The sequence below is a fragment of the Aeribacillus sp. FSL K6-2848 genome, from assembly GCF_038004325.1.
Classification (GTDB): Bacteria; Bacillota; Bacilli; order Bacillales; family Aeribacillaceae; genus Aeribacillus; species Aeribacillus composti.
Genome location: NZ_JBBOQQ010000002.1, coordinates 27,798 through 46,428 on the forward strand (window position 1 = coordinate 27,798; position 18,631 = coordinate 46,428).

Genomic DNA, 18,631 nt, shown 5'->3' on the forward strand with positions numbered 1-18,631 from the left:
CCTTATTCTTTTTTCTTAAATTTATCCGGCTTTTTTTCGTTAATGTAGTTCGCGAAAATCTTAAACAATTCTTCTCGTTCTGGGATTGTCAAGTGTTCCAATTCAAAGTACTTTTCCGCTAGTGCGCCGGTTTGTATTAACCGATGCGCTCTTTTTTTACGTTCGCGTTCTTTTGTTAATCTTAATATTTGTCGTTTTCTTTCTTCCAGTTGTTCAATTCGTTTTTGCAGATCACTGATCGGACGTTTTTTGTTCATTGGATTCCTCCGTGTTTTGACCACTACCGAAATATTTTTTTGCTTCTTCTTTGAATTTGTCAATCAACAATTTCGCCTGCTCGATATCTTCAATATCCCACGTTTCCATTAGATACTGACCGATTTCTTTTTGGGCTTGCTCGATGTATTTTCGCTGCTTCTCCTGCAATTTTTTGATCTGTTCCTCAATCTCTTGTGCTCTGGACAAAGGGTCTTTTCTTGCCATTTCATTCACCCTTTCTTCTTTGAATATTTCTTGAGAATATTTTACATGATGAGGAATTTTATGTCTATCCAAAATAAGAAAATTATGGTATAATGAAGTCACGAATGAAATGAGTGCCCATTTATACCCCTTTCAGGGGTAAATGGGAACTCGCTTCGCTCGATAAAAAGTTTGTCTTCGACAAATGACCCGCAGGGGCTAAAAAAATTAAGAAAGGAGGAATGACGATGGCATACTTTCTATTCCGTACACAAATCATTAGTAAATCAAATCGTTCAGCCGTTGCTTGCGCTGCCTATCGAAGTGGAGAAGCATTGTATTCAGAACGGGATGGATTAACGAAAAAATACGGCCATCGTGACGTTCCTCCGGAAACTTATATTCTTGCGCCAAAACATGCTCCAGAGTGGGTCTACAATCGCGAACGTTTATGGAACGAAGTGGAGAAAGTTGAAAAACAACATAACGCTCAATTAGCTAGAGAAATCATTGTCGCTCTTCCAACACAATTAACCAATAAAGAGCAAACGCAATTACTTTTGGACTTTTGTAAAGAAAATTTTGCGGATGAAGGAATGGTGGCAGATATCGCTATACACCTTGATAAAAAACACAATCCACACGCTCACATCATGTTAACGATGCGTCCGTTTAATGAAGATGGAACATGGGGGAAGAAACGTAAAAAAGTGAACGGAAAATCCGTTCATTTAACAAACTGGAATGATAAAGAAACGCTTCTGAAATGGAGAAAAAATTTCGCCGATCGGATCAACGAAAAATTCAAAGAAAAAGGAATCAATGACCGAGTTTCTCATGAAAGTTATGAGAAACAAGGAATTGATAAAGTACCTCAAATTCGTCTTTCTCGTGAGGCGTATCAATATGAACAACGAATGAAAAGAGAAGCTGAAAAGCAAGGAAAACCGTATGAGCCGGTTACATATTACGGAAAATTGAATCAAGAAATTCAAGAAATTAACAAGGAACTAAATGCGTTGAAACAACGAGAAAAAGTTGTTTCAATTTCTAATTATCAAAATGAAAAATCACTGAATAAAACTATCGAATCTATTAGAAAAAACGCTTCTTTAAATGATGTAGAAAAAGCATCATTACTTTTGGTCGCTAAACGTGCGAAATCATATGTAGATTTCGCAGTAGCAAGACGTGTGTATCATGATCTGGCCGAAGGCAATTGGAAGAAAAAAATCGACAGCCAGCAGCTGAAGCTGCGAGCGCTTAAGAATGTCATCAATAAGGCGTATCATGCGTATCAGCAAGAACCAAAACAAGTGATTCAGTACGGCTTCCATCCAGGAAAATTTAATGAGCAACTAAGAGAAAAAATCGCTCAACTTAAAGAGATGGAGAAATCCTTTGAAAACGAGTTAACCAAATACGAAGCTGTTCTGAAGAAAGCCGAATTAGCACTGGAAGTGCAAAAACGGCTAACAGAAGAAGAGTTCCGAGCCTTGTATCCTCATGCCGGAGCTGACTTCCGGATTGAAGAAAAACATCATGCCGTTCAATACTTTAAGGACACAGGGGGTGTGTTGCCAGAGAGTGAAATTCCTGCTTATGCGGCGAAGAAAGAGCAAGAGATTCATCGGATGCCAACCTTCGCGGAGCAAACCCGAAACATGTATCAAAGTCTCTTCGTTTTGAATCGCACGATTCAGAAGCAATCGAAAGAGCGCATGGAGGCATTGAAGGCAAGAGACTTTGAGCAAGCCTTTGAAGCGAGCCGGAAGATCGAGCAATGCATGTTGAGAAAAGAAAAGATGAGCAAGGAGCTTGAAGAAAATAAAGCCGTTTTGCAAGCCATTTTGAGCGAGCATTACGGCAGAGATGTATCGATCACGAACACGGCAGCCTTGTTGCAGTTGCATGAGTTGGTGGAACGTGGAGAAAGCAGTAAAGACCTTGAAGCAGATTTACGCCGTATCCACGTTAGCGAACAACAAAAACTCGAACGTATGCCAAAACCTGAAACAGAAGCGCAGATCATGGAGTATCAATACCGGCAACATGTGGCTGATGGCTTGTTAGAAGCGATAGAAGAAGCGCAACGAGCGAATGATCGCAAGAAATATGAGAAAGATCCAACGAAGAAACGGCAACGCAGAAGATATCGTGGTCAAGAATTTGAACGCTAAGGGGGAGAGGAAATCACGATGAACTTAAAAAAAGATGCCTGGAAGCCGATATTCGCTAGTGTTGTGTTGACCGTTATAGCTGCCTATGTTCTGATGGGATTGTTTTATATGATCGGGAACGGAGGCGACTTAAAAGAAATTTTATTAAGACCGAAAGAGTTAATCACGTTTGTTTATGCAGAAGAAAACTTAAAAACAGTTTTCTCATTGGCTCCGTTTGTGATTTTAGCAGCGCTGCTATACACTTTTCGGTCATCCATTCTCATTCCGAAGTTGGAATATGCCAGCGATTTCGGTCTGCACGGGACTTCCCGGTGGGGAACGCCGGATGAAGTGATCGACGGCAAGATGTTCTCGAAAAACAACTCGTATACGATAGACCCTGTTGACGCTTTTCAGATGGAAAAAGGGATTATCGTTGGCAAAGTGCCAAAAAAACGGGAACTTCTCATCATTCCGAGAAACACGACGATCGATAACCGAAATGTCTTGGTCATTGGTTCGTCGGGGTCTGGGAAAGGTCAATCATTCGTCTTTCCTAACATGATTAACCATACGGAAGAAACCATTATTGTGACAGACCCGAAAGGGGAAATATATGAAGCTACCCATCAGATCAAAAGGGACCAAGGATACAAAGTCTATCAGGTAGACTTTATCAATTTCGTCAATTGTGATCGATACAATCCATTAGACTACGTCGAAGATGATGAGGATGCTAGGGCAATTGCTAATACGATCGCTTCTAACTCGGTTGACGAAGGAAAACGCGATTTCTGGAGTGAATCAGCTGTCGCCTTTCTGTCAGCATTCATCCTGTACGTGAAGGAAAAATACAAAGACAAAGCCAATATGCGCCATGTCGTTGAAATGGTGGCAAGAGCAGGAAAAGACGAAGAATATTTGGATGAAATCATTAAAAACATGTCTCCAGACCATCCGGCTTATCATATGTTCACCCTTGCAAACATGAGCAGTGGGAACACTAGAGCCGGCATCATGGCGACCTTGGCGCAACAAATCTCCATTTTTTCGATGCAAAAGATCGCAAAAATGACTGCTAAGAGCGATTTTAAATTTCATGACTTGCAGAAAGAAAAATCCGTTTTGTACATCAAGATTCGCATGGATGAAAACCCGTTTGTTCAATTGACCGCCACGTTCTTTGAACAGTTGATCGCTGTTCTGTACGACATTGCTGACAAGAATCACTCGAAGTTACCGATTCCCACTATCTTTCTGTTGGACGAATTCGCCAACATCGGCACGATCAACAAATATCCGCGAGTATTGGCAACCTGTCGTGGACTTGGTATGGCCATGATGACGATTATCCAGGACATCGGACAGCTAGAGGACAAAAAACGATATGGTCCGGAAATGGCTCGTTCGATCATCAATAACCACGATACTCAGTTGTTTCTGCGAACAAAAGACACGAAAACAGCGAAATACTTTAGCGAACTCGCCGGAGAGACTACGGTGAAGCACAAACAGAAAAGTGCTTCCTATGGACGTAAGGAAGGCAGCAAAAGCATTTCAGAGCAATATGTAAAGCGCTCATTGATTACGCCGGGCGAACTTATGAACATGGACAAAAACACTTGTTATTTATTCGTATCTGGGGCTTACCCGATGAAGCTAGAAAAAGCGTGGCAGTTCGATATTTACGGCGATTTATTGAGCAACTATGAAAAATACCGAAGCCGTTTAGGATATACTGCGCCGTTGTGGAATGGAGAATGGGTATGGGATGAAGAAGATTCGGCTGCCCAAGACATCCAAGAAGTCAAGCAAGAGTTAGAAGAGTCGGATGTGGTATTGCTTAACGAAATGATCGATGAGATCAATAAGATTGACGAAGAAGAAGAGGACGAAGAGATTACCGAAGAGGAATTGAGGGTATTACTTGGCAACGTTGAGGATGAAAACGAAGATGAAGAAAACGAATCCGAAGAAGTGGGAGAAGCAGAAGAACTACAATCGATTTTAGATGAAATTGAGGAAGAATTAGACGCATTCGATGAAATGGAAGATGAGATCACCGAGGAGGACTTAATGGAGATCATTGAAGAATTCAGCGAATTCAGCGATGACAGCGAAGGAGAGCAAGAAGAAAGCAATCAGAAAATCGCCGACGAGCTGCCAATTTGAAATCGATAGGGGGATGCTTTCATGATCGTCATTCTTGCAGAAAAACCCGACCAGGCACGAAAACTCGCATCACCGTTTCCACATACCAAAGGAAACGGTTTTCTTTCTATTCAGTCGTGTAAAGAATTTCCGAACGGGGCAACAGTGACCTGGGCAATTGGCCATCTAGTCGAGCTAAAAGAGCCAGAGGAATACCGTCCGGAATGGAAAAAATGGGACTTGGCCACTTTGCCGATTATTCCTGGGCAGTTTGAGTACAAAGTGTCGAAGGATAAAGCGAAACAGTTTCAAACCGTTAAGAAGCTGCTTAAAGAGGCTGATGAAATCATTATTGCGACCGATCCAGCCAGGGAAGGAGAAAATATCGCTCGTCTGCTTATCCTCATGGCCGGATGCTCGAAAAAACGGATTAAGCGCTTTTGGACATCATCTCTAACCGAAAATGCCATTCGAAAAGGGTTTGCTGAACTGAAAGATGGGAAAGAAACCATCCATTTGTTTCATGAAGCCCAGGCGAGACAGATCGCCGACTGGCTAGTAGGAATGAATGCTAGTCGGCTCTATACGCTTCTTCTTCAGCAAAAGGGCATCCGGGATGTATTTAGCGTCGGACGGGTGCAGACTCCCGTTTTGAAACTGATCTATGATCGCCAAAAAGAAATTGAACACTTTCGGCCGGAACCGTTTTATGAACTAGAGGGGCAGTTTACAGTTAAGAACGGAACATACCGAGGAAAACTAAACAAACGTTTTTCGTCTCTTGATGAACTATACGAAACTGTCCGTCCCGACATCACGAAAGAACAACAGACCTACCAAGCAGTGATTAAGAGCGTACGAATCAGCGAAAAACGAACACCAGCTCCGAAACTCCATAGTTTATCTACGTTGCAAAGCAAGCTCAACCGAACCAAAAAGTTCAGCCCAACGAAAGTATTGGAGCTTGTGCAATCTTTATACGAGAAAGGATATGTATCGTATCCTCGAACCGATTCGCAATATATCACCGAGGAAGAATACACCTACTTACAAAAGTATGTGAATCAATATCAACAGTGTCTAGACATTCATGTTCCTATTCGTTCGCTTCAGCCTTCTAAACGCTATGTAAATCCAGAGAAAGTGAGCGATCACTACGCCATTATTCCAACAGAAAAAGTCCCTGACACTAAGGCGTTTGAAACTTTTTCGTCTGACAAAAAAGAAGTGTATTACGAAATCTTAAAAAGCGCCCTGGCTATGTTCATGACTGATTATGTTTATGACGAAACCGTCATCATTACTTCTGTTGGAAAACAAGAATTTGTCACTAAAGGACGAACAGAGAAAGAGATGGGATGGAAGGCTCTGTATCAAAACGAAAAAGACGAAGAAAGTGAAGGGGAACAAGTAGCTATTTTACCTGAAGTTAAAGAAGGAGAATCGGCTAAAGCCGATATTTCAGTTAAACAAGGGATGACTCAACCACCAAAGCCGTATACCCAAGGACAGCTTATTACACTAATGAAAACAGCCGGAAAGTACGTAGAAGATCGGGAGATGAAAGAAGCGCTGAATCAGGTTGAGGGGTTAGGAACCGAAGCCACAAGAGCAGCCATTATTGATACCTTGATTCAACGGCGACTAATCGAAGTAAAGAAAAACCAAGTGTTTGTGACGAAGAAAGGAGAAATCCTTTGCGAATCAGTCAAAGGAACTATTCTATCCAAGCCGGAAATGACAGCGAAATGGGAGCTGTTTTTGCAAGAAATCGGGAAAGGCAACCGATCGAAAGAGGTGTTTATCGAACAGGCGAAAAAGCTATGTTATGCACTGATTCAACAGGCTTCTCAGGATGTTGAACGTATCGATGCCAAACAGGCGCTTGAAGAGATCAAGAAGGAAAATACGATCGCCCCATGCCCTCGTTGTCAAAAAGGATACATTGTCGATCGAAAGACATTCTACGGATGTACAGAGTATGCCAACGGGTGTAAGCAGACATTTCCGAAGTCCATTTTAGGAAAAAACATCACTAAGACACACGTTAAGCAGCTTTGTGAAAAGGGAAAAACCAATAAGATCAAGGGATTCAAAGGGAAAAAGTCCTTTGACGCCTATTTGACACTCCAAAAAGGGGAAATCCAGTTCACATTCCAATAAACCAAGACCATTTGAAGAAAGGATGACCAATTATGTACGAGTACCACGAAATCCTGGGCAGCGAAAAGCCGATTTATCGCACTAAGCCGCCGGGTCTTAAGACCCTTTTTGAGATTCCTTCAGGAGAATTTCTCATTGATTATGAGATAGTAGGGTATCTGGAATATGAAGAGAACGGGAAAAAACTGTATGAGCCACTGTACGCCATAGTGAGGGATGAATCGTGAGTTATTACCAACAATCGAATGAATACAAAGAAAAGCTGAACAAAATCCAAAAAGAAGTCGATCAAGCCATTGAACGCCTTTTCAAGAACGGAGAGTTTCAACGATACTTGGAGGTGGTTGCGCGGTTTCCAAAGTACAGCCTTCACAATGTCATGATGATTTTATCACAGAAACCAAATGCCACGTTGGTTATGGGATACAAAGCGTGGCAGGAGCTTGGCAGACACGTTCAAAAAGGCGAAAAGGCCATTAAGATTTTTGCGCCGATCTTCGAGAAGAAGTTGCAACCCAAAATTGACTCTGAAACGAACGAGCCTGTCCGTGATGAAAAGGGGCGAACAGTGATGGAAAAGAAAGAAATTCTAAAAGGCTTTCGCTTTGTCAACGTCTTTGATATTAGCCAAACCCAAGGAAAAGAGCTGTTTGATATCCGAAAATTGATTCGTGAAGATTTAAAGGAAAGTGAACGCATTCAGTCGCTTTACAAGCATTTTCTGGCTCATTTGAATAAAAACAGAATTGAGGTGAAAGAAGAGGTATTGGACGACCCGAATACAAAGGGGTACTATGATCGAGCAAAGCACCTTATTCGTATTAATGCGTCTGTTGAAAATACTTCATTGAAATTCAAAACGCTCATTCACGAATACGCCCACGCTCAATTGCATCATAAAGACAGTGACATGCAAAACTTGCCTAGAGGACACAAAGAAGCACAAGCTGAAGCTGTTGCATTTATCGTCTCCAAATATTACGGATTGGACACAGAACCATACAGCGCTGGATATATTGCGACCTGGGCTAAAGACATTCAGTTGGCGAAACAGGCCATGAAAGAGATTCAGCATGTCGCCCAGGGTATTATCCAAGAAATTGACGAGTTGATGAAAGAACGAATCAAAGAATTGCGTCAGATGCATGAGTCATCTAAAGATCAAGACAAAAACAATAAAAACGAAAAAGATAAAGAGATGCAGCTGCAACGTTAATAATGAGGTGATGAATATGGAAAAGACAAAACCGTTCTGTAAAATGACCCCAGACGAATATTATGATTTTTTATGGAGTTACACGACCTTTGATAAAACAAGAGAGCAACTGATCGAAGACTTAGAAATTACGGAGGAAGAAGAAAAGTATCTTGACGAGGCCTTGAACTATTTAAAATCAAGGGTGGAAATCCATGAGAAAGAGGGACGTCCGAATCCTTCGTATGCTTTTTACTTAGTTGAGTATTTAGAAGAAGCTGTAGATGAAGGAGTACCAGAAGAAACAGTGAGAGAGATCGAAAAAGCGTTGGACGAAAACGATGAAGAAAAATTAGCCGACGCCGTAAAGAAAGCGTGGGGAATCCGTGAATAAGAATGATTGGATGTCCATTCGTACAGGAGATATTGTGTTAGTGAGGGACTATCCCAATCTTCAATATAAAGAAGCACACGCCGCCCCTACGAAAACCCGTTTTGCTGTTGTGATCGGAAATTTCAGGGGCGGATACGCCACTCTTCCTGCCCACGCCATTGTTACTAAAGGAGGAAAAACAGAGCAGCCCTATTATCGATTAAAGGAAAACGAATTAAGAGTACCTGCCAATATTATTAGCGATCGATCTGATATTGCTTTAAAAGGGGTGATTAAAGCTCATCGTTTTCCCCTTATCCGAAAGGAACAAATGATATTAAAAGTTGGCAGCTTGCCCTTAGAAACGAAGATACAATTAATTGATATTCACGAAACGATCAGGAATCGCCCGATTCATGTTCTTGAAATGGAGAAAGAAAATCCTTATTATGCAAAATTCATGGGTTTTTTCAAAGAAGTCACACTGGCCGAGAAAATGCAGTTTATGCGAGATGATCGCGGGAATCATCAATACGAGTTTGTGAGAAACGAAGAATTTAGAGTGAAGGCGATTCAATTGTTGGAAAAGAGGAATCATTTACATATTCTATCCGTACAGTTAGAAGGAGATAAAGGCACTTTCACGCACACTTTTGCCACAAAGAAATCGTTGCAAGAAATTCGAGAAGACTGGAAAGAACCGAAGAAAGCCAAGGAATGGATTCGGGAGGATGTGAAATTTTATGCTTTATGGAAGAATCCGTTCTTGCAATTAAAACCTGACCCACAACCCCATCCCGATAAATATCAATCATTAGAGAAATTCCGAGAAAGATCAAGCGTACTAGAACGATAAGAGAGGTTCTTTCGCTATAAAAGCAATATTCTTTAGTCTTGTCCTGGCGCATTTTTAGGCCGTTGCATTTAAAAAAATGGAACAGGCTAAAAATGCGTTTTATTTTTTACCTCCTTCCCAAGGACGCTTCTTCCTTTGCCTCACCCCATTGTAATTTTTGCTTGTTAGGCGCATAAAGGACCTGTGCTCTTCGGACGGCTTGCGGGAAGCTTCATATATAACGAAAACGGTTTTTCTTTCTACTTGTCTATGTTAAATTTTTCCTAAATTTTTTGTGCTTTTGTCTCTCATCATTCATTGAATCGCATCATACATTAAAGAATGTGATGGATAGTTGCCAAAAATTTTGTCCACAAATGATTAACGTTTTATGAAGATCAGTAGTAAACTTATGAAGATCGGGAGCATAAAATAATAGTTTATGCTAATATTTATTTTAGAGAATAATAGAATAAATAGATAAAAAAAAGAGCTACTCTGTTATCGAGTAGCCGAAAGTAAAAGGTTGAGTTTCACAGGTTTCAAAAGTTACAGAGCACAAAGGTATTACAGTTTCACCAATGTGTACATCACAACAATTAGGCTAATCATAATACACCCTTTCAGTACTTTTGCTTGCGGCAGAGCAAAAGCATCCTTAATGGGTGTATCGGGGTGCTGAACTAAGTGTGTGATTATCTCATACAAGGCACTTCCAGCTATCCCCATTATTAGTCCAGAAAGTAATGTAATGAGTGTAGTATCATTCATAATTCTCCCTCCTTTCATTATTAATTTATATGAATAATTCTCGTAAAAATAAAAAATCGTAAAAAATATTGGTTATTTTTTCTTTATTTGTGAATATTTATCTATTTACACCATGCCATATTGACTATAAACAACCGATATATAGTATGGTTTTTTGGTTAGAAACTACTATATATTGTTTTGTTGATTATTTAGAACATAGTTTTAAATAATATATTTCTATATAAAAAAATCGTACGAATAAAGAAGAAACTGATAATCGGAGAAAAGAAATTGTAGATTTAACGAATGAGCTGTTTGAGGATGGACAACAACAAGCCCCTTTCAAGGTGAAGAAGGGGCTGTTTTTATTTCCTTAATCGATGAAACGTGGATATAATGGATTTTCCCACTGTCTTTTTCTTTGAATCGCAATGTTTGATTTAACTGATCGTAGTAATGAACACGACCAATGACGCAATATAAACGATAATTATATATGTATTGAATCGAGAGATAAGAAGCAAACTCCATCGCCTCGAAAATGATCCGATTCCATTCTTCATATTGTTGCTCGTCGTGATGGGAGGGATGGATCCGCTCTTCTTTTTCACGAAGTTCCTTTAGCATTTTGCGGTGTTCTGGCATTAAAAAGGGCGAGTATTTGATGATTCCACGATCGCGATGGTTCATGCCTGATGCCCTCCTATATAGCCGGTGCGGATGCGGGCGACGCTTCCAGGTGTATAACTGACTGCGCGCAACAGCGCATTTGGACCAAATTTGTCGCGAATCGCATCCATTGCTTTGGCAAGAGCGCGTTCCTTCGTTCTATCTTCAAAAAGGGACAACTGCAAACTTTCCTCGTCCATTAAATTTCCCAGGGATACATGAATAACGCGCACGCTTCGCCCGTCATAAAACTTATGGAAAATCTGCTTGCAGACGCGGTAGATATCCATCGTTAAGTTTGTAGCGGTATCAAGGGTGACGGACTGATGGAATCCTCCTTCATTATGCGAATAGCGCACGCTAAACGAAACGGTGCGTCCTACTTTACCGATTTCACGCGCTCGTTTTGCTACTTCCTCACAAAGTTCCAACACAACTGTTAAAATTTCGTTTTCCTTCCAGTAGTCGCGCAGTAATGTAATTACTTTTCCGATACTTTTTTGAGGGAAGGTCCTTGCGTCGATAAAAGGAGGGCTTAAGTCAATTCCCCAAGCATGATAGTAAAGCTGTTCTCCTATTACGCCAAACCGTTTCCGTAAGCGATCCAAGGAACTGTTTGCCACGTCTCCAAGAGTGTACATTCCCATATTGTTCAGATGTTTCTCCATTCTGTTGCCAATGCCCCAAATTTCCCGCAATGGAACTGGCCATAATTTTTTCGGTACTTCTTCATACGTACATTCAGCGATGCCTTGTTTTTTGGCGTATACATCCAGTACGACTTTGCTGATGAAACGGTTTGGGCCGATGCCAATGCAAGATGGAAGACCGAATTTATTCCAGATCGCGGTGCGTATTTTTTTGGCCGCTTCCATGGGGGATCCATGTAACTTTTCCGTACCGTCTAGGGTTATCCAGCTCTCATCAACGCTGTACGTGAGAATCGCTTCAAAAGGGACAAAGGTGGAAAACAGCTCTGTAATTTGAACGCTGATTTCCAAATACCGCTTCATACGGGCGTTAAAAATATGGATATGGCGACGGCAAGGCACTTCATATAGACGGCTTCCTGTCCTGATTCCGTAATCCTGTTTCATTTTCGGAGACGCAGCTAGAACTACACTCCCACTTCGATTTTTATCAGAGACAACGACGACATAATCTTCTAGAGGATTCAGTCCATGATCGACGCATTCGCAGCTGGCGTAGAAACTCTTCATATCGATTCATAAAATTTTATTTTTTGGCAGACAAGAAATATCGAGCAGCATCGACGCAAAGACCTCCTTTATAAGAACACATGTTTGGTTTACGAATATATGTTCTTATATTTTGTGAAAGAAGTCAAGTGGAAACTGGGGAAAGAAGGAGATAAGCAGGGAGAGGAATTGTTAGACAAAAATAAGAAGACCGGATTGCTCCGGTCATTCCCATTCGTAAGGATCCCAACGATGCGCTTTTGCAGAGACCGTACCTTTAAAATAGTAAGCTGATCAGTTGCATTTTAAAAAATCGTACGCTAAGGCCCTGATCTCATAAAAAAGCCTCAGAAGCGGTTGCTATGCGAACACTTTTGGGACGGTCTCTTTTTTTTCTAAACCTTGCATCTATGGTATATTACGTTCTTCTCTCAAACCTAAAACTAAGTTTTTAAGTTCTTCAATGTTCTCTTGGAAATTATCGTAGCTCGGTCCATATTCTAGACACCTAACATTATATGTATCCTCCCAATGTTTAACTATATGTTTTGATATTCCCTCTTTTATAACAATGTAATGAGGAGCTGCACTACTTGACGTATTTCGTATTGATTGCAACACTAGATTAATATCTGGATCATTTAAACTATATCCAAGAAATAATACAGTGTGAGTTTGGAAAAGTGCCTTTAGTAAAGAATAAAAATCTGGATATTTTTCTTGAGCTTGATAGTATTGTTTGGATGTAAATATTATTTCATCTGTATCATCAATTGACCCGTGCGCTTTAATAATCACATTTTCCGGAGATTTTATATTTGCAATGATTGATTTTGTTTTTTGATAATCATATATTACATAATGTGATTCTTTACAAAGATTATCATAAATTTTATCAAAATTTGTTGTAATCACAATTTTGCTATCTATCTCCTTAATTGCTTTATGTACAGAAGATGGTTTAAATTTCCCTCTTGAGAATTTATCCTTTAAATATTTACTAAATGCTCCTGAATCACATAAATCATAAATTGCTTGTAATGCTAGCAGGTAATTTTCTTGATCTATCATTTTATTAATAAACTCCAAATCTTCTGGTCTTGCATTATTAATCAAATTTTTTATGTTCTTCAGAAACTCTCCCCATGTTTCTGGAGATTTCCCTTCGTCATTTACAGCTGTAGCAGACACTCCTGAGCCTAAAAACAATATTGCCCTTCTATATGCTATTTCTTCTATCAAATTTTCTGGCCAAACTATCTTACTCATCTTTATCACCAATATTTCTTAAGAAGTTCAAAGCTATTTGATGAATAAACTCTGTATATTCAGCAACACTACTAGTTTGATTACCTCTTATACCACTTTTATAGTCTAGATTAAAGATTGGCATATTTGAGGTCTGAGAAAGCGGCACTATACTATATACATAAGGTATATCACCTAACTTAATATCCTCCTCGTTTATATGGCTAGGGATAAACCTTCCTAAATATCTTAAAATTGTACCGTGCATGTCTTTAATTACTTTTTCATAGGCTTGTACAGGTCTGACTTTACCTTTAAATTTCCTTTTCGAATACTGTTGAATAGAATATCCGATAAATCTGGTATACTTTTTAACGTCTGTGTTTATTAAGTATTTTTCACTAAAAGTCTCTAAATTAAAGCTGGAATCACTCTTTTGTAAATTGTTTAATGCATCTGTATATAACTCCATCCATCTAGTCATCCATGTACCAATATTTTCTATTCCTAATAAACTAAATATGTCAGATCCCATTGGTGTAAAAAAGTAGTCTGTATTAAGAAGAATACTTCTATTCAACGCCCCCAAAGAAGGTCCCACATCAATAAATACATAATCATACTCTGAAACCCAAGGCTTTAATTGATTTAACCAATTTAACTTTCTTAACTCCCCTTTATCCTGTCCAAGAGTACCATTCCAACTACGACTCATTAGATCGTCTATAATAGCAAGCTTAGGATGTCCAGGTATTAAATCAATTTTATAATGATTTTCTTCTTTTTTAACTGGAATACCGCAGTTTTCCAACCTAGGTTCGCCTTCATCCATATTTTCAAAATAGTTAAAAATAGTCTTATGAATCGGTTTTTCACCATAGTATTCATCCCATTTATCTTCTGGTATTATTAACTGAGTTGAATTAGACTGAGGATCTAAATCTATTAAAAGAACTTTTTTATTTAGTTTTATACTTAGGTAACTTGCCAAATTTACAACTGTTGTTGTTTTACCTACTCCACCTTTGTTATTAAAAAAAGTAATTACTTTCATAATAGGCACTCCCACTATTTAAACATTTTTCCTTATTGCAGAATTATATTATTTTTAATTCCAAATTTAAATACTGTCCCCCATTTACTTATGATACAGTTCAACTTGATCAATCCTAAATACTTGATTCATAATTATGTATAAAAACTCACTAAATTTTTCCTAATATTGATCTTCCAAAAATTCAACATCAGTTTGAATAAAAGATATTTACCTATTCAATGGCTTCCATGTTACTAAAAATCTTCCTCGAACTTATATAGAAAAATTATCCCTTGGTCACTAAACCAAAGGGGGATTATTGGATAGTATTCACTTAACCTGTGGCTGAAATTTCTATTTGGATTCGGTGTAGTGGAGCGTTAAAACCCAAAAAAAAGCCTCTTACTAGTTTGCTAGTCTTTTTTCTGTATCCATTTCTTTATTGAACGCTTTGACATTCCATCTTTTCCTTTGGGGATTATTTCCACTGAACTATCAAAAGCGTCAGCATTAAAGCCGATGAAGACAAAAGCTTTTCCTTCTGCATTTTCAAAGTATGGCTCCAATTCTTCGTAGTTTGTAACACGGTCAGTCAAATAATAAGCCAATTCAAAAACTGGCATAAGAATTATTGCCATATCTAATTCTTTACGGTTCAAACCTAACAATAGTTTTTGCATTGAACGATGAGCTGACGAAATATTTCCTGTTTCAAATTCAAGTCCGACACGCCTTACTGTATCACCATCTCGAAATTCTTTGTAGACATCAATTGGACCGCCTTTTTTCTTTTCATATTTTAAAACATCAAGCGGTTTCTCCCTAAACCAGTTGTATGTTTCTTCCAGCATTATATAGCAATTTTCTTTCAACGGTACTACACCGTTGACATTTTTTTCGCTGTTATTTATAGTGAAGATATTTGAACCTTTTGGCCAAACAGACGATCTAATAGAGGTAATGACCTCTTCATACGCCTGTTTACATAGTTTGTCGCTAGTTATCAACTGTTTGGCAATGTCTGTCATATAGACTTTATCAACCTTCATGAAGAATAGCACCCCTCTCCTTATGTTTCTTGGTCATCTTTGGGTTCGATGGAAGAAAAATCGAACAAATCCTTTGGGGGAACATTGAGGGCATGGGCTATCCTTTCGATGTTTTCCAAGGATACATTCCGTGTCCCACGCTCAATATCAGAAATGTAGGTTCTATGTAACCCACAACGGAAAGCTAATTCTTCCTGTGAAATCCCCATTGAAATCCTGATTTTGCGAACGTTTTTTCCGAACAAAATTCTGATATCATTTGACAAAGACACATCAACGCCTTTCAATTGACACTACTTCACTCGAATGATAGAATTTTTGTAGACAATGAGTCTACAGACTGTAAGTTACATGGAGTGAAATAAATGCGTTTCTTTAGTGTTTTTGATTTGGTTGTTCATCACGCAAGGCTCAGAGGACATTCCGAAACGCAAATGTATTCATTTTTCCGAAAACGTGGCATAAAAAAAGCGGACTTACTTTGCACAAAAGATACTGGAATGATTCCTACTGATGAGCGTTTGCTTGATGCAATTCTTAATTATCTCGATATGTCCAAATTAGAACTTGAATTAGCTTTGGGAAGAATACCCTCTGGGTATGAACATGCTTATTTACAAAATGTGAAGGAAATTGCAAAGTTACTTGAAAGCAGCAAACCGTCCACAAATAATGATTCCGTTCCACCAACTGTTCAACCTTATTTTTTAACAGAATATGGAAAATTATTCAAAGGAGACTGCTTAAAGTTATTCAAGATGGTTCCAGATGAAAGTGTAGACTGTATTTTTGCAGACCCGCCTTTTAACCTCGACAAAGAATATGATGACGGAGTGGATGACAGTAAATCTTACAGCACATACATTAGTTGGTGCTTTGCATGGCTTGACGAATGTGTAAGAGTTTTAAAGCCAGGTGGTTCACTATTCATTTACAACATCCCAAAATGGCACACATATCTGTCTAATTACTTAAATGACAAGCTAAATTTTTGGGCATGGATAGCTGTTGACATGAAATTCAACCTACCAATCCCAAACCGACTTTACCCTGCGCATTACAGCCTGCTTTACTATGTGAAGGGAAATAAGCCTAAAACTTTTAACCCACAACGGATTCCAATACAAACATGTCGTCATTGTGGCGGAGAAATTAAGGATTACGGTGGGTATAAAAATAAGATGAATCCAAATGGTGTAAACTTATCTGACGTTTGGACAGATATCTATCCAGTTAGACATAGTAATTCCAAAAATAGGAAGTACAATGAACTACCTGTTAAACTATTAGACAGAGTAATTACAATGAGTACCAATGAAAATGACGTTGTTCTTGATCCGTTTGGAGGTAGCGGAACCACATATGCAGTATGTGAGTTATTAAAACGAAGATGGATTGGATTTGAAGTGGGGAATTGTGAAGTCATCAAACAACGACTTGAAAATAAAGAAAAGGACATTGAACTGCTCAAGAGAGTGTACGAGGAAAAGAATAAGCTGTTCCCTGACAAAGTAAAGGAGCTAAGAAGAAAGAATGGATTTTGGTTGGCTGAAGATTTTATGGAAAATAAAGAACACGCTGTAGCAGAACAAATAACACTATCGTTGTGAGCATAAAAAATGACTAAGCTAACTGCTACTTCTTCCTTCGCGATTCGGTATACTTTTATATAGATACACCCATGTCAGGCACACTAAAAAGAGCCTCAAGGAAACACTTGAGGCTTAGTTTGTTAACAAGCTAATCCATATTGTTAGAACTTTGGTAGCGCCTCTACCGCATCAGCGAGATCGCTGTAGCTATCTTTTAAGTATCGAGACGTAGTGGCAATATTGCTATGGCCGGCGAGGCGTCGAACTTTCTCTATATCGTTGTTTGTCGCTTTTAACATCCACTTACAAAATGTATGCCGGAACATATGGGGCGTCAGTTTTTTGTTCGGCAGGCTGTGGCTTTCAATCATTCGCTGGACGCCGCGGATCGAAAAGTTTTACGTTTTGTTTATTCCTTTTCGGCTTCCAACCAATCCGTTATCATGAACAGTTCCTTCTTCAGCTGCCGATTCAGTTCCACAGGGACATGAAGCACGGTATTAGATCCTAACGTGAAAGAAAATGGTTCGTTCTCATCGATTAATTGTGCCAAGGAACGCAAACCGGAGGCCTTGAATCGACCTTCTAACGGAAATCCGGCGATGCTGCTTATATAAAACGCATTATCGGCAAAATACCCATCAATCACTTTTAATTGATCCATTATAGACATGTTTTATCCCTCCCAGAATCAATTCATTCGGTTTAGAACTTCGGCAACGCCTCCACGGCATCCGCCAAATCACTATAGCTGTCTTTTAAGTATCTGGACGTCGTGGCGATATTGCTGTGGCCGGCAAGCCGCCGCACTTTCTCGATATCGTTGTTCGTCGCCTTTAGCATCCACTTGCAAAACGTATGTCGGAACATATGTGGAGTTAATTTTTTATTCGGCAGGCTGTAGCTTTCGATCATTCGCTGAATGCCTCGGACCGAAAACTTCGGCGAGCGTTGGCTGTAAAAGACGTATGGCGATGCGGCCACATGCGGTTTCTTTTTCGCCATTTCCGCACGAAACTTCAGCCAATCCTCAAGTTCCGCCAGTAGGATGTTTGAGATCGGTACGGTCCGGACCTTCATTCCCTTCCCCACGATCCGAATTCGTTTCATCTCTAAATCTAAGTCCGTCAATTTTAAGTTTGATAACTCCTCTACTCGCAATCCTGCATAGGTAAGCAGGTACACCACTGCACGGTCCCGACGATATTTCTCTTCAGGATCGACTCCCCGGCTTTGCACCAGTTTTTTCCGCATCCGATGCAATAAGTCCTCGAATTCTTCTTCTGTGAGCCACATAATCTTTTCGTTCTCTTCATCGGCCGATTTTAAATCCTGGATGTCTTTCATTGGGTTCTGTTCGAGCTTATGATGTTCGACCGCCCACGAATAAAAGCTTCGCAGCGAATTGAGCCGGCGGTTGATGGTGGAAATGGCCAACGGTTTTCCTTCGGTCGGATTCAACATTTGCTGGATCCATTTGCGAATGTCGGCTGACGTGACGTAATCGCCTGGACGAAGATGCAAGTCTTTCAAAAACTGATTCACGTCATTGAGATAGGAGATCACGGTGTTAGGAGAAAACCCCTTCTCTTGCAAATATGTTTCATATTCGTGCAGCATCTTTTTCATCCTTTCACTTATATGACGAGTTTAAAAGGATTCGAAGAGCAAATAATCGCTTCGAAAAATAAAATTATATGACGAGTATATCATAAAAAAGACGAGATTGTTAGACATATAATGT

19 protein-coding genes and 1 pseudogene are annotated in these 18,631 nt (G+C 39.5%); 8 read left to right on the top strand and 12 right to left on the bottom strand.

What is annotated here, in order from left to right:
- Positions 1-2 precede the first annotated feature (2 nt).
- Both NSS70_RS20600 and NSS70_RS20605 read right to left on the bottom strand, forming a co-directional pair.
- Positions 3-257: a hypothetical protein gene (locus tag NSS70_RS20600; protein ID WP_340858317.1), complete on the bottom strand. Its 255-nt coding sequence runs from the start codon at positions 255-257 to the stop codon at positions 3-5.
- Positions 232-483: a hypothetical protein gene (locus NSS70_RS20605; RefSeq protein ID WP_340882696.1), complete on the bottom strand. Its 252-nt coding sequence runs from the start codon at positions 481-483 to the stop codon at positions 232-234. Before NSS70_RS20605 ends, NSS70_RS20600 begins: the two co-directional genes overlap by 26 nt.
- Before the next feature lie 227 nt (positions 484-710).
- Here NSS70_RS20605 and mobQ point away from each other — a divergent pair, with 227 nt between their 5' ends.
- The 7 genes from mobQ to NSS70_RS20640 are packed head-to-tail and all read left to right on the top strand — an operon-like array spanning position 711 to position 9,362.
- Positions 711-2,642, top strand: coding sequence for a MobQ family relaxase (gene mobQ, locus NSS70_RS20610; RefSeq protein ID WP_340882698.1), 1,932 nt, complete (start codon positions 711-713; stop codon positions 2,640-2,642).
- Between the two features lie 18 nt (positions 2,643-2,660).
- Complete coding sequence (locus NSS70_RS20615; RefSeq protein ID WP_340882700.1) at positions 2,661-4,796, top strand: VirD4-like conjugal transfer protein, CD1115 family; 2,136 nt, start codon at positions 2,661-2,663, stop codon at positions 4,794-4,796.
- A gap of 21 nt (positions 4,797-4,817) precedes the next feature.
- Positions 4,818-6,938, top strand: coding sequence for a type IA DNA topoisomerase (locus NSS70_RS20620; protein WP_340882703.1), 2,121 nt, complete (start codon positions 4,818-4,820; stop codon positions 6,936-6,938).
- Positions 6,939-6,970: 32 nt separating this feature from the next.
- Positions 6,971-7,165 (top strand): hypothetical protein, encoded by a 195-nt coding sequence (locus NSS70_RS20625; RefSeq protein WP_008881725.1) that lies wholly within the window; start codon positions 6,971-6,973, stop codon positions 7,163-7,165.
- The gene (locus tag NSS70_RS20630) at positions 7,162-8,154 is read left to right on the top strand and encodes an ArdC-like ssDNA-binding domain-containing protein (RefSeq protein WP_340882706.1); all 993 of its coding nucleotides are present in this window, start codon (positions 7,162-7,164) and stop codon (positions 8,152-8,154) included. The genes NSS70_RS20625 and NSS70_RS20630 overlap by 4 nt, the downstream gene beginning before the upstream one ends.
- A 16-nt stretch (positions 8,155-8,170) precedes the next feature.
- Entirely contained in the window at positions 8,171-8,527 is a 357-nt protein-coding gene (locus NSS70_RS20635) for a hypothetical protein (RefSeq protein ID WP_033017425.1), read from the top strand.
- On the top strand, positions 8,520-9,362 hold the full coding sequence (locus NSS70_RS20640) for a hypothetical protein (RefSeq protein ID WP_236927543.1): 843 nt from the start codon (positions 8,520-8,522) through the stop codon (positions 9,360-9,362). Before NSS70_RS20635 ends, NSS70_RS20640 begins: the two co-directional genes overlap by 8 nt.
- Before the next feature lie 546 nt (positions 9,363-9,908).
- Here the strand turns inward: NSS70_RS20640 and NSS70_RS20645 are convergent.
- The 7 genes from NSS70_RS20645 to NSS70_RS20675 all read right to left on the bottom strand — a co-directional run bounded on the left by NSS70_RS20645 (position 9,909) and on the right by NSS70_RS20675 (position 15,582).
- Positions 9,909-10,112, bottom strand: a complete 204-nt coding sequence (locus NSS70_RS20645) for a hypothetical protein (RefSeq protein WP_097354410.1) — start codon at positions 10,110-10,112, stop codon at positions 9,909-9,911.
- Between the two features lie 324 nt (positions 10,113-10,436).
- Complete coding sequence (locus tag NSS70_RS20650; RefSeq protein WP_097354411.1) at positions 10,437-10,784, bottom strand: YolD-like family protein; 348 nt, start codon at positions 10,782-10,784, stop codon at positions 10,437-10,439.
- The gene (locus NSS70_RS20655; protein ID WP_340882715.1) at positions 10,781-11,983 is read right to left on the bottom strand and encodes a Y-family DNA polymerase; all 1,203 of its coding nucleotides are present in this window, start codon (positions 11,981-11,983) and stop codon (positions 10,781-10,783) included. Before NSS70_RS20655 ends, NSS70_RS20650 begins: the two co-directional genes overlap by 4 nt.
- Before the next feature lie 387 nt (positions 11,984-12,370).
- On the bottom strand, positions 12,371-13,231 hold the full coding sequence (locus tag NSS70_RS20660; RefSeq protein ID WP_340882716.1) for an SIR2 family protein: 861 nt from the start codon (positions 13,229-13,231) through the stop codon (positions 12,371-12,373).
- Positions 13,224-14,264: a ParA family protein gene (locus tag NSS70_RS20665; protein ID WP_340882718.1), complete on the bottom strand. Its 1,041-nt coding sequence runs from the start codon at positions 14,262-14,264 to the stop codon at positions 13,224-13,226. Before NSS70_RS20665 ends, NSS70_RS20660 begins: the two co-directional genes overlap by 8 nt.
- Positions 14,265-14,659: 395 nt before the next feature.
- Positions 14,660-15,295, bottom strand: a complete 636-nt coding sequence (locus NSS70_RS20670; RefSeq protein ID WP_033015965.1) for a restriction endonuclease BamHI — start codon at positions 15,293-15,295, stop codon at positions 14,660-14,662.
- Between the two features lie 20 nt (positions 15,296-15,315).
- The gene (locus NSS70_RS20675; RefSeq protein ID WP_340882719.1) at positions 15,316-15,582 is read right to left on the bottom strand and encodes a helix-turn-helix domain-containing protein; all 267 of its coding nucleotides are present in this window, start codon (positions 15,580-15,582) and stop codon (positions 15,316-15,318) included.
- Between the two features lie 78 nt (positions 15,583-15,660).
- Here NSS70_RS20675 and NSS70_RS20680 point away from each other — a divergent pair, with 78 nt between their 5' ends.
- Positions 15,661-16,905, top strand: a complete 1,245-nt coding sequence (locus NSS70_RS20680; RefSeq protein ID WP_033015939.1) for a DNA-methyltransferase — start codon at positions 15,661-15,663, stop codon at positions 16,903-16,905.
- A gap of 143 nt (positions 16,906-17,048) precedes the next feature.
- Here NSS70_RS20680 and NSS70_RS20685 read toward each other — a convergent pair.
- From NSS70_RS20685 to NSS70_RS20695, 3 genes and pseudogenes are all read right to left on the bottom strand, one after another.
- Positions 17,049-17,282, bottom strand: a pseudogene (locus NSS70_RS20685) (tyrosine-type recombinase/integrase); the annotation flags it as partial.
- Positions 17,283-17,296: 14 nt separating this feature from the next.
- The gene (locus NSS70_RS20690; RefSeq protein WP_062677247.1) at positions 17,297-17,560 is read right to left on the bottom strand and encodes a hypothetical protein; all 264 of its coding nucleotides are present in this window, start codon (positions 17,558-17,560) and stop codon (positions 17,297-17,299) included.
- 32 nt (positions 17,561-17,592) lie between these two features.
- A complete protein-coding gene (locus NSS70_RS20695; protein ID WP_340882728.1) occupies positions 17,593-18,507 on the bottom strand; it encodes a tyrosine-type recombinase/integrase in 915 nt (304 codons plus the stop codon).
- Positions 18,508-18,631: the final 124 nt, after the last annotated feature.

What these genes read in the sequence shown, in the direction of transcription:
- NSS70_RS20600 (WP_340858317.1), bottom strand. Translation starts at nt 257, where the DNA reads ATGAACAAAAAACGTCCGATCAGTGATCTGCAAAAACGAATTGAACAA.
- NSS70_RS20605 (WP_340882696.1), bottom strand. Translation starts at nt 483, where the DNA reads ATGGCAAGAAAAGACCCTTTGTCCAGAGCACAAGAGATTGAGGAACAG.
- mobQ (WP_340882698.1), top strand. Translation starts at nt 711, where the DNA reads ATGGCATACTTTCTATTCCGTACACAAATCATTAGTAAATCAAATCGT.
- NSS70_RS20615 (WP_340882700.1), top strand. Translation starts at nt 2,661, where the DNA reads ATGAACTTAAAAAAAGATGCCTGGAAGCCGATATTCGCTAGTGTTGTG.
- NSS70_RS20620 (WP_340882703.1), top strand. Translation starts at nt 4,818, where the DNA reads ATGATCGTCATTCTTGCAGAAAAACCCGACCAGGCACGAAAACTCGCA.
- NSS70_RS20625 (WP_008881725.1), top strand. Translation starts at nt 6,971, where the DNA reads ATGTACGAGTACCACGAAATCCTGGGCAGCGAAAAGCCGATTTATCGC.
- NSS70_RS20635 (WP_033017425.1), top strand. Translation starts at nt 8,171, where the DNA reads ATGGAAAAGACAAAACCGTTCTGTAAAATGACCCCAGACGAATATTAT.
- NSS70_RS20645 (WP_097354410.1), bottom strand. Translation starts at nt 10,112, where the DNA reads ATGAATGATACTACACTCATTACATTACTTTCTGGACTAATAATGGGG.
- NSS70_RS20650 (WP_097354411.1), bottom strand. Translation starts at nt 10,784, where the DNA reads ATGAACCATCGCGATCGTGGAATCATCAAATACTCGCCCTTTTTAATG.
- NSS70_RS20655 (WP_340882715.1), bottom strand. Translation starts at nt 11,983, where the DNA reads ATGAAGAGTTTCTACGCCAGCTGCGAATGCGTCGATCATGGACTGAAT.
- NSS70_RS20660 (WP_340882716.1), bottom strand. Translation starts at nt 13,231, where the DNA reads ATGAGTAAGATAGTTTGGCCAGAAAATTTGATAGAAGAAATAGCATAT.
- NSS70_RS20665 (WP_340882718.1), bottom strand. Translation starts at nt 14,264, where the DNA reads ATGAAAGTAATTACTTTTTTTAATAACAAAGGTGGAGTAGGTAAAACA.
- NSS70_RS20670 (WP_033015965.1), bottom strand. Translation starts at nt 15,295, where the DNA reads ATGAAGGTTGATAAAGTCTATATGACAGACATTGCCAAACAGTTGATA.
- NSS70_RS20680 (WP_033015939.1), top strand. Translation starts at nt 15,661, where the DNA reads ATGCGTTTCTTTAGTGTTTTTGATTTGGTTGTTCATCACGCAAGGCTC.
- NSS70_RS20690 (WP_062677247.1), bottom strand. Translation starts at nt 17,560, where the DNA reads ATGTCTATAATGGATCAATTAAAAGTGATTGATGGGTATTTTGCCGAT.
- NSS70_RS20695 (WP_340882728.1), bottom strand. Translation starts at nt 18,507, where the DNA reads ATGCTGCACGAATATGAAACATATTTGCAAGAGAAGGGGTTTTCTCCT.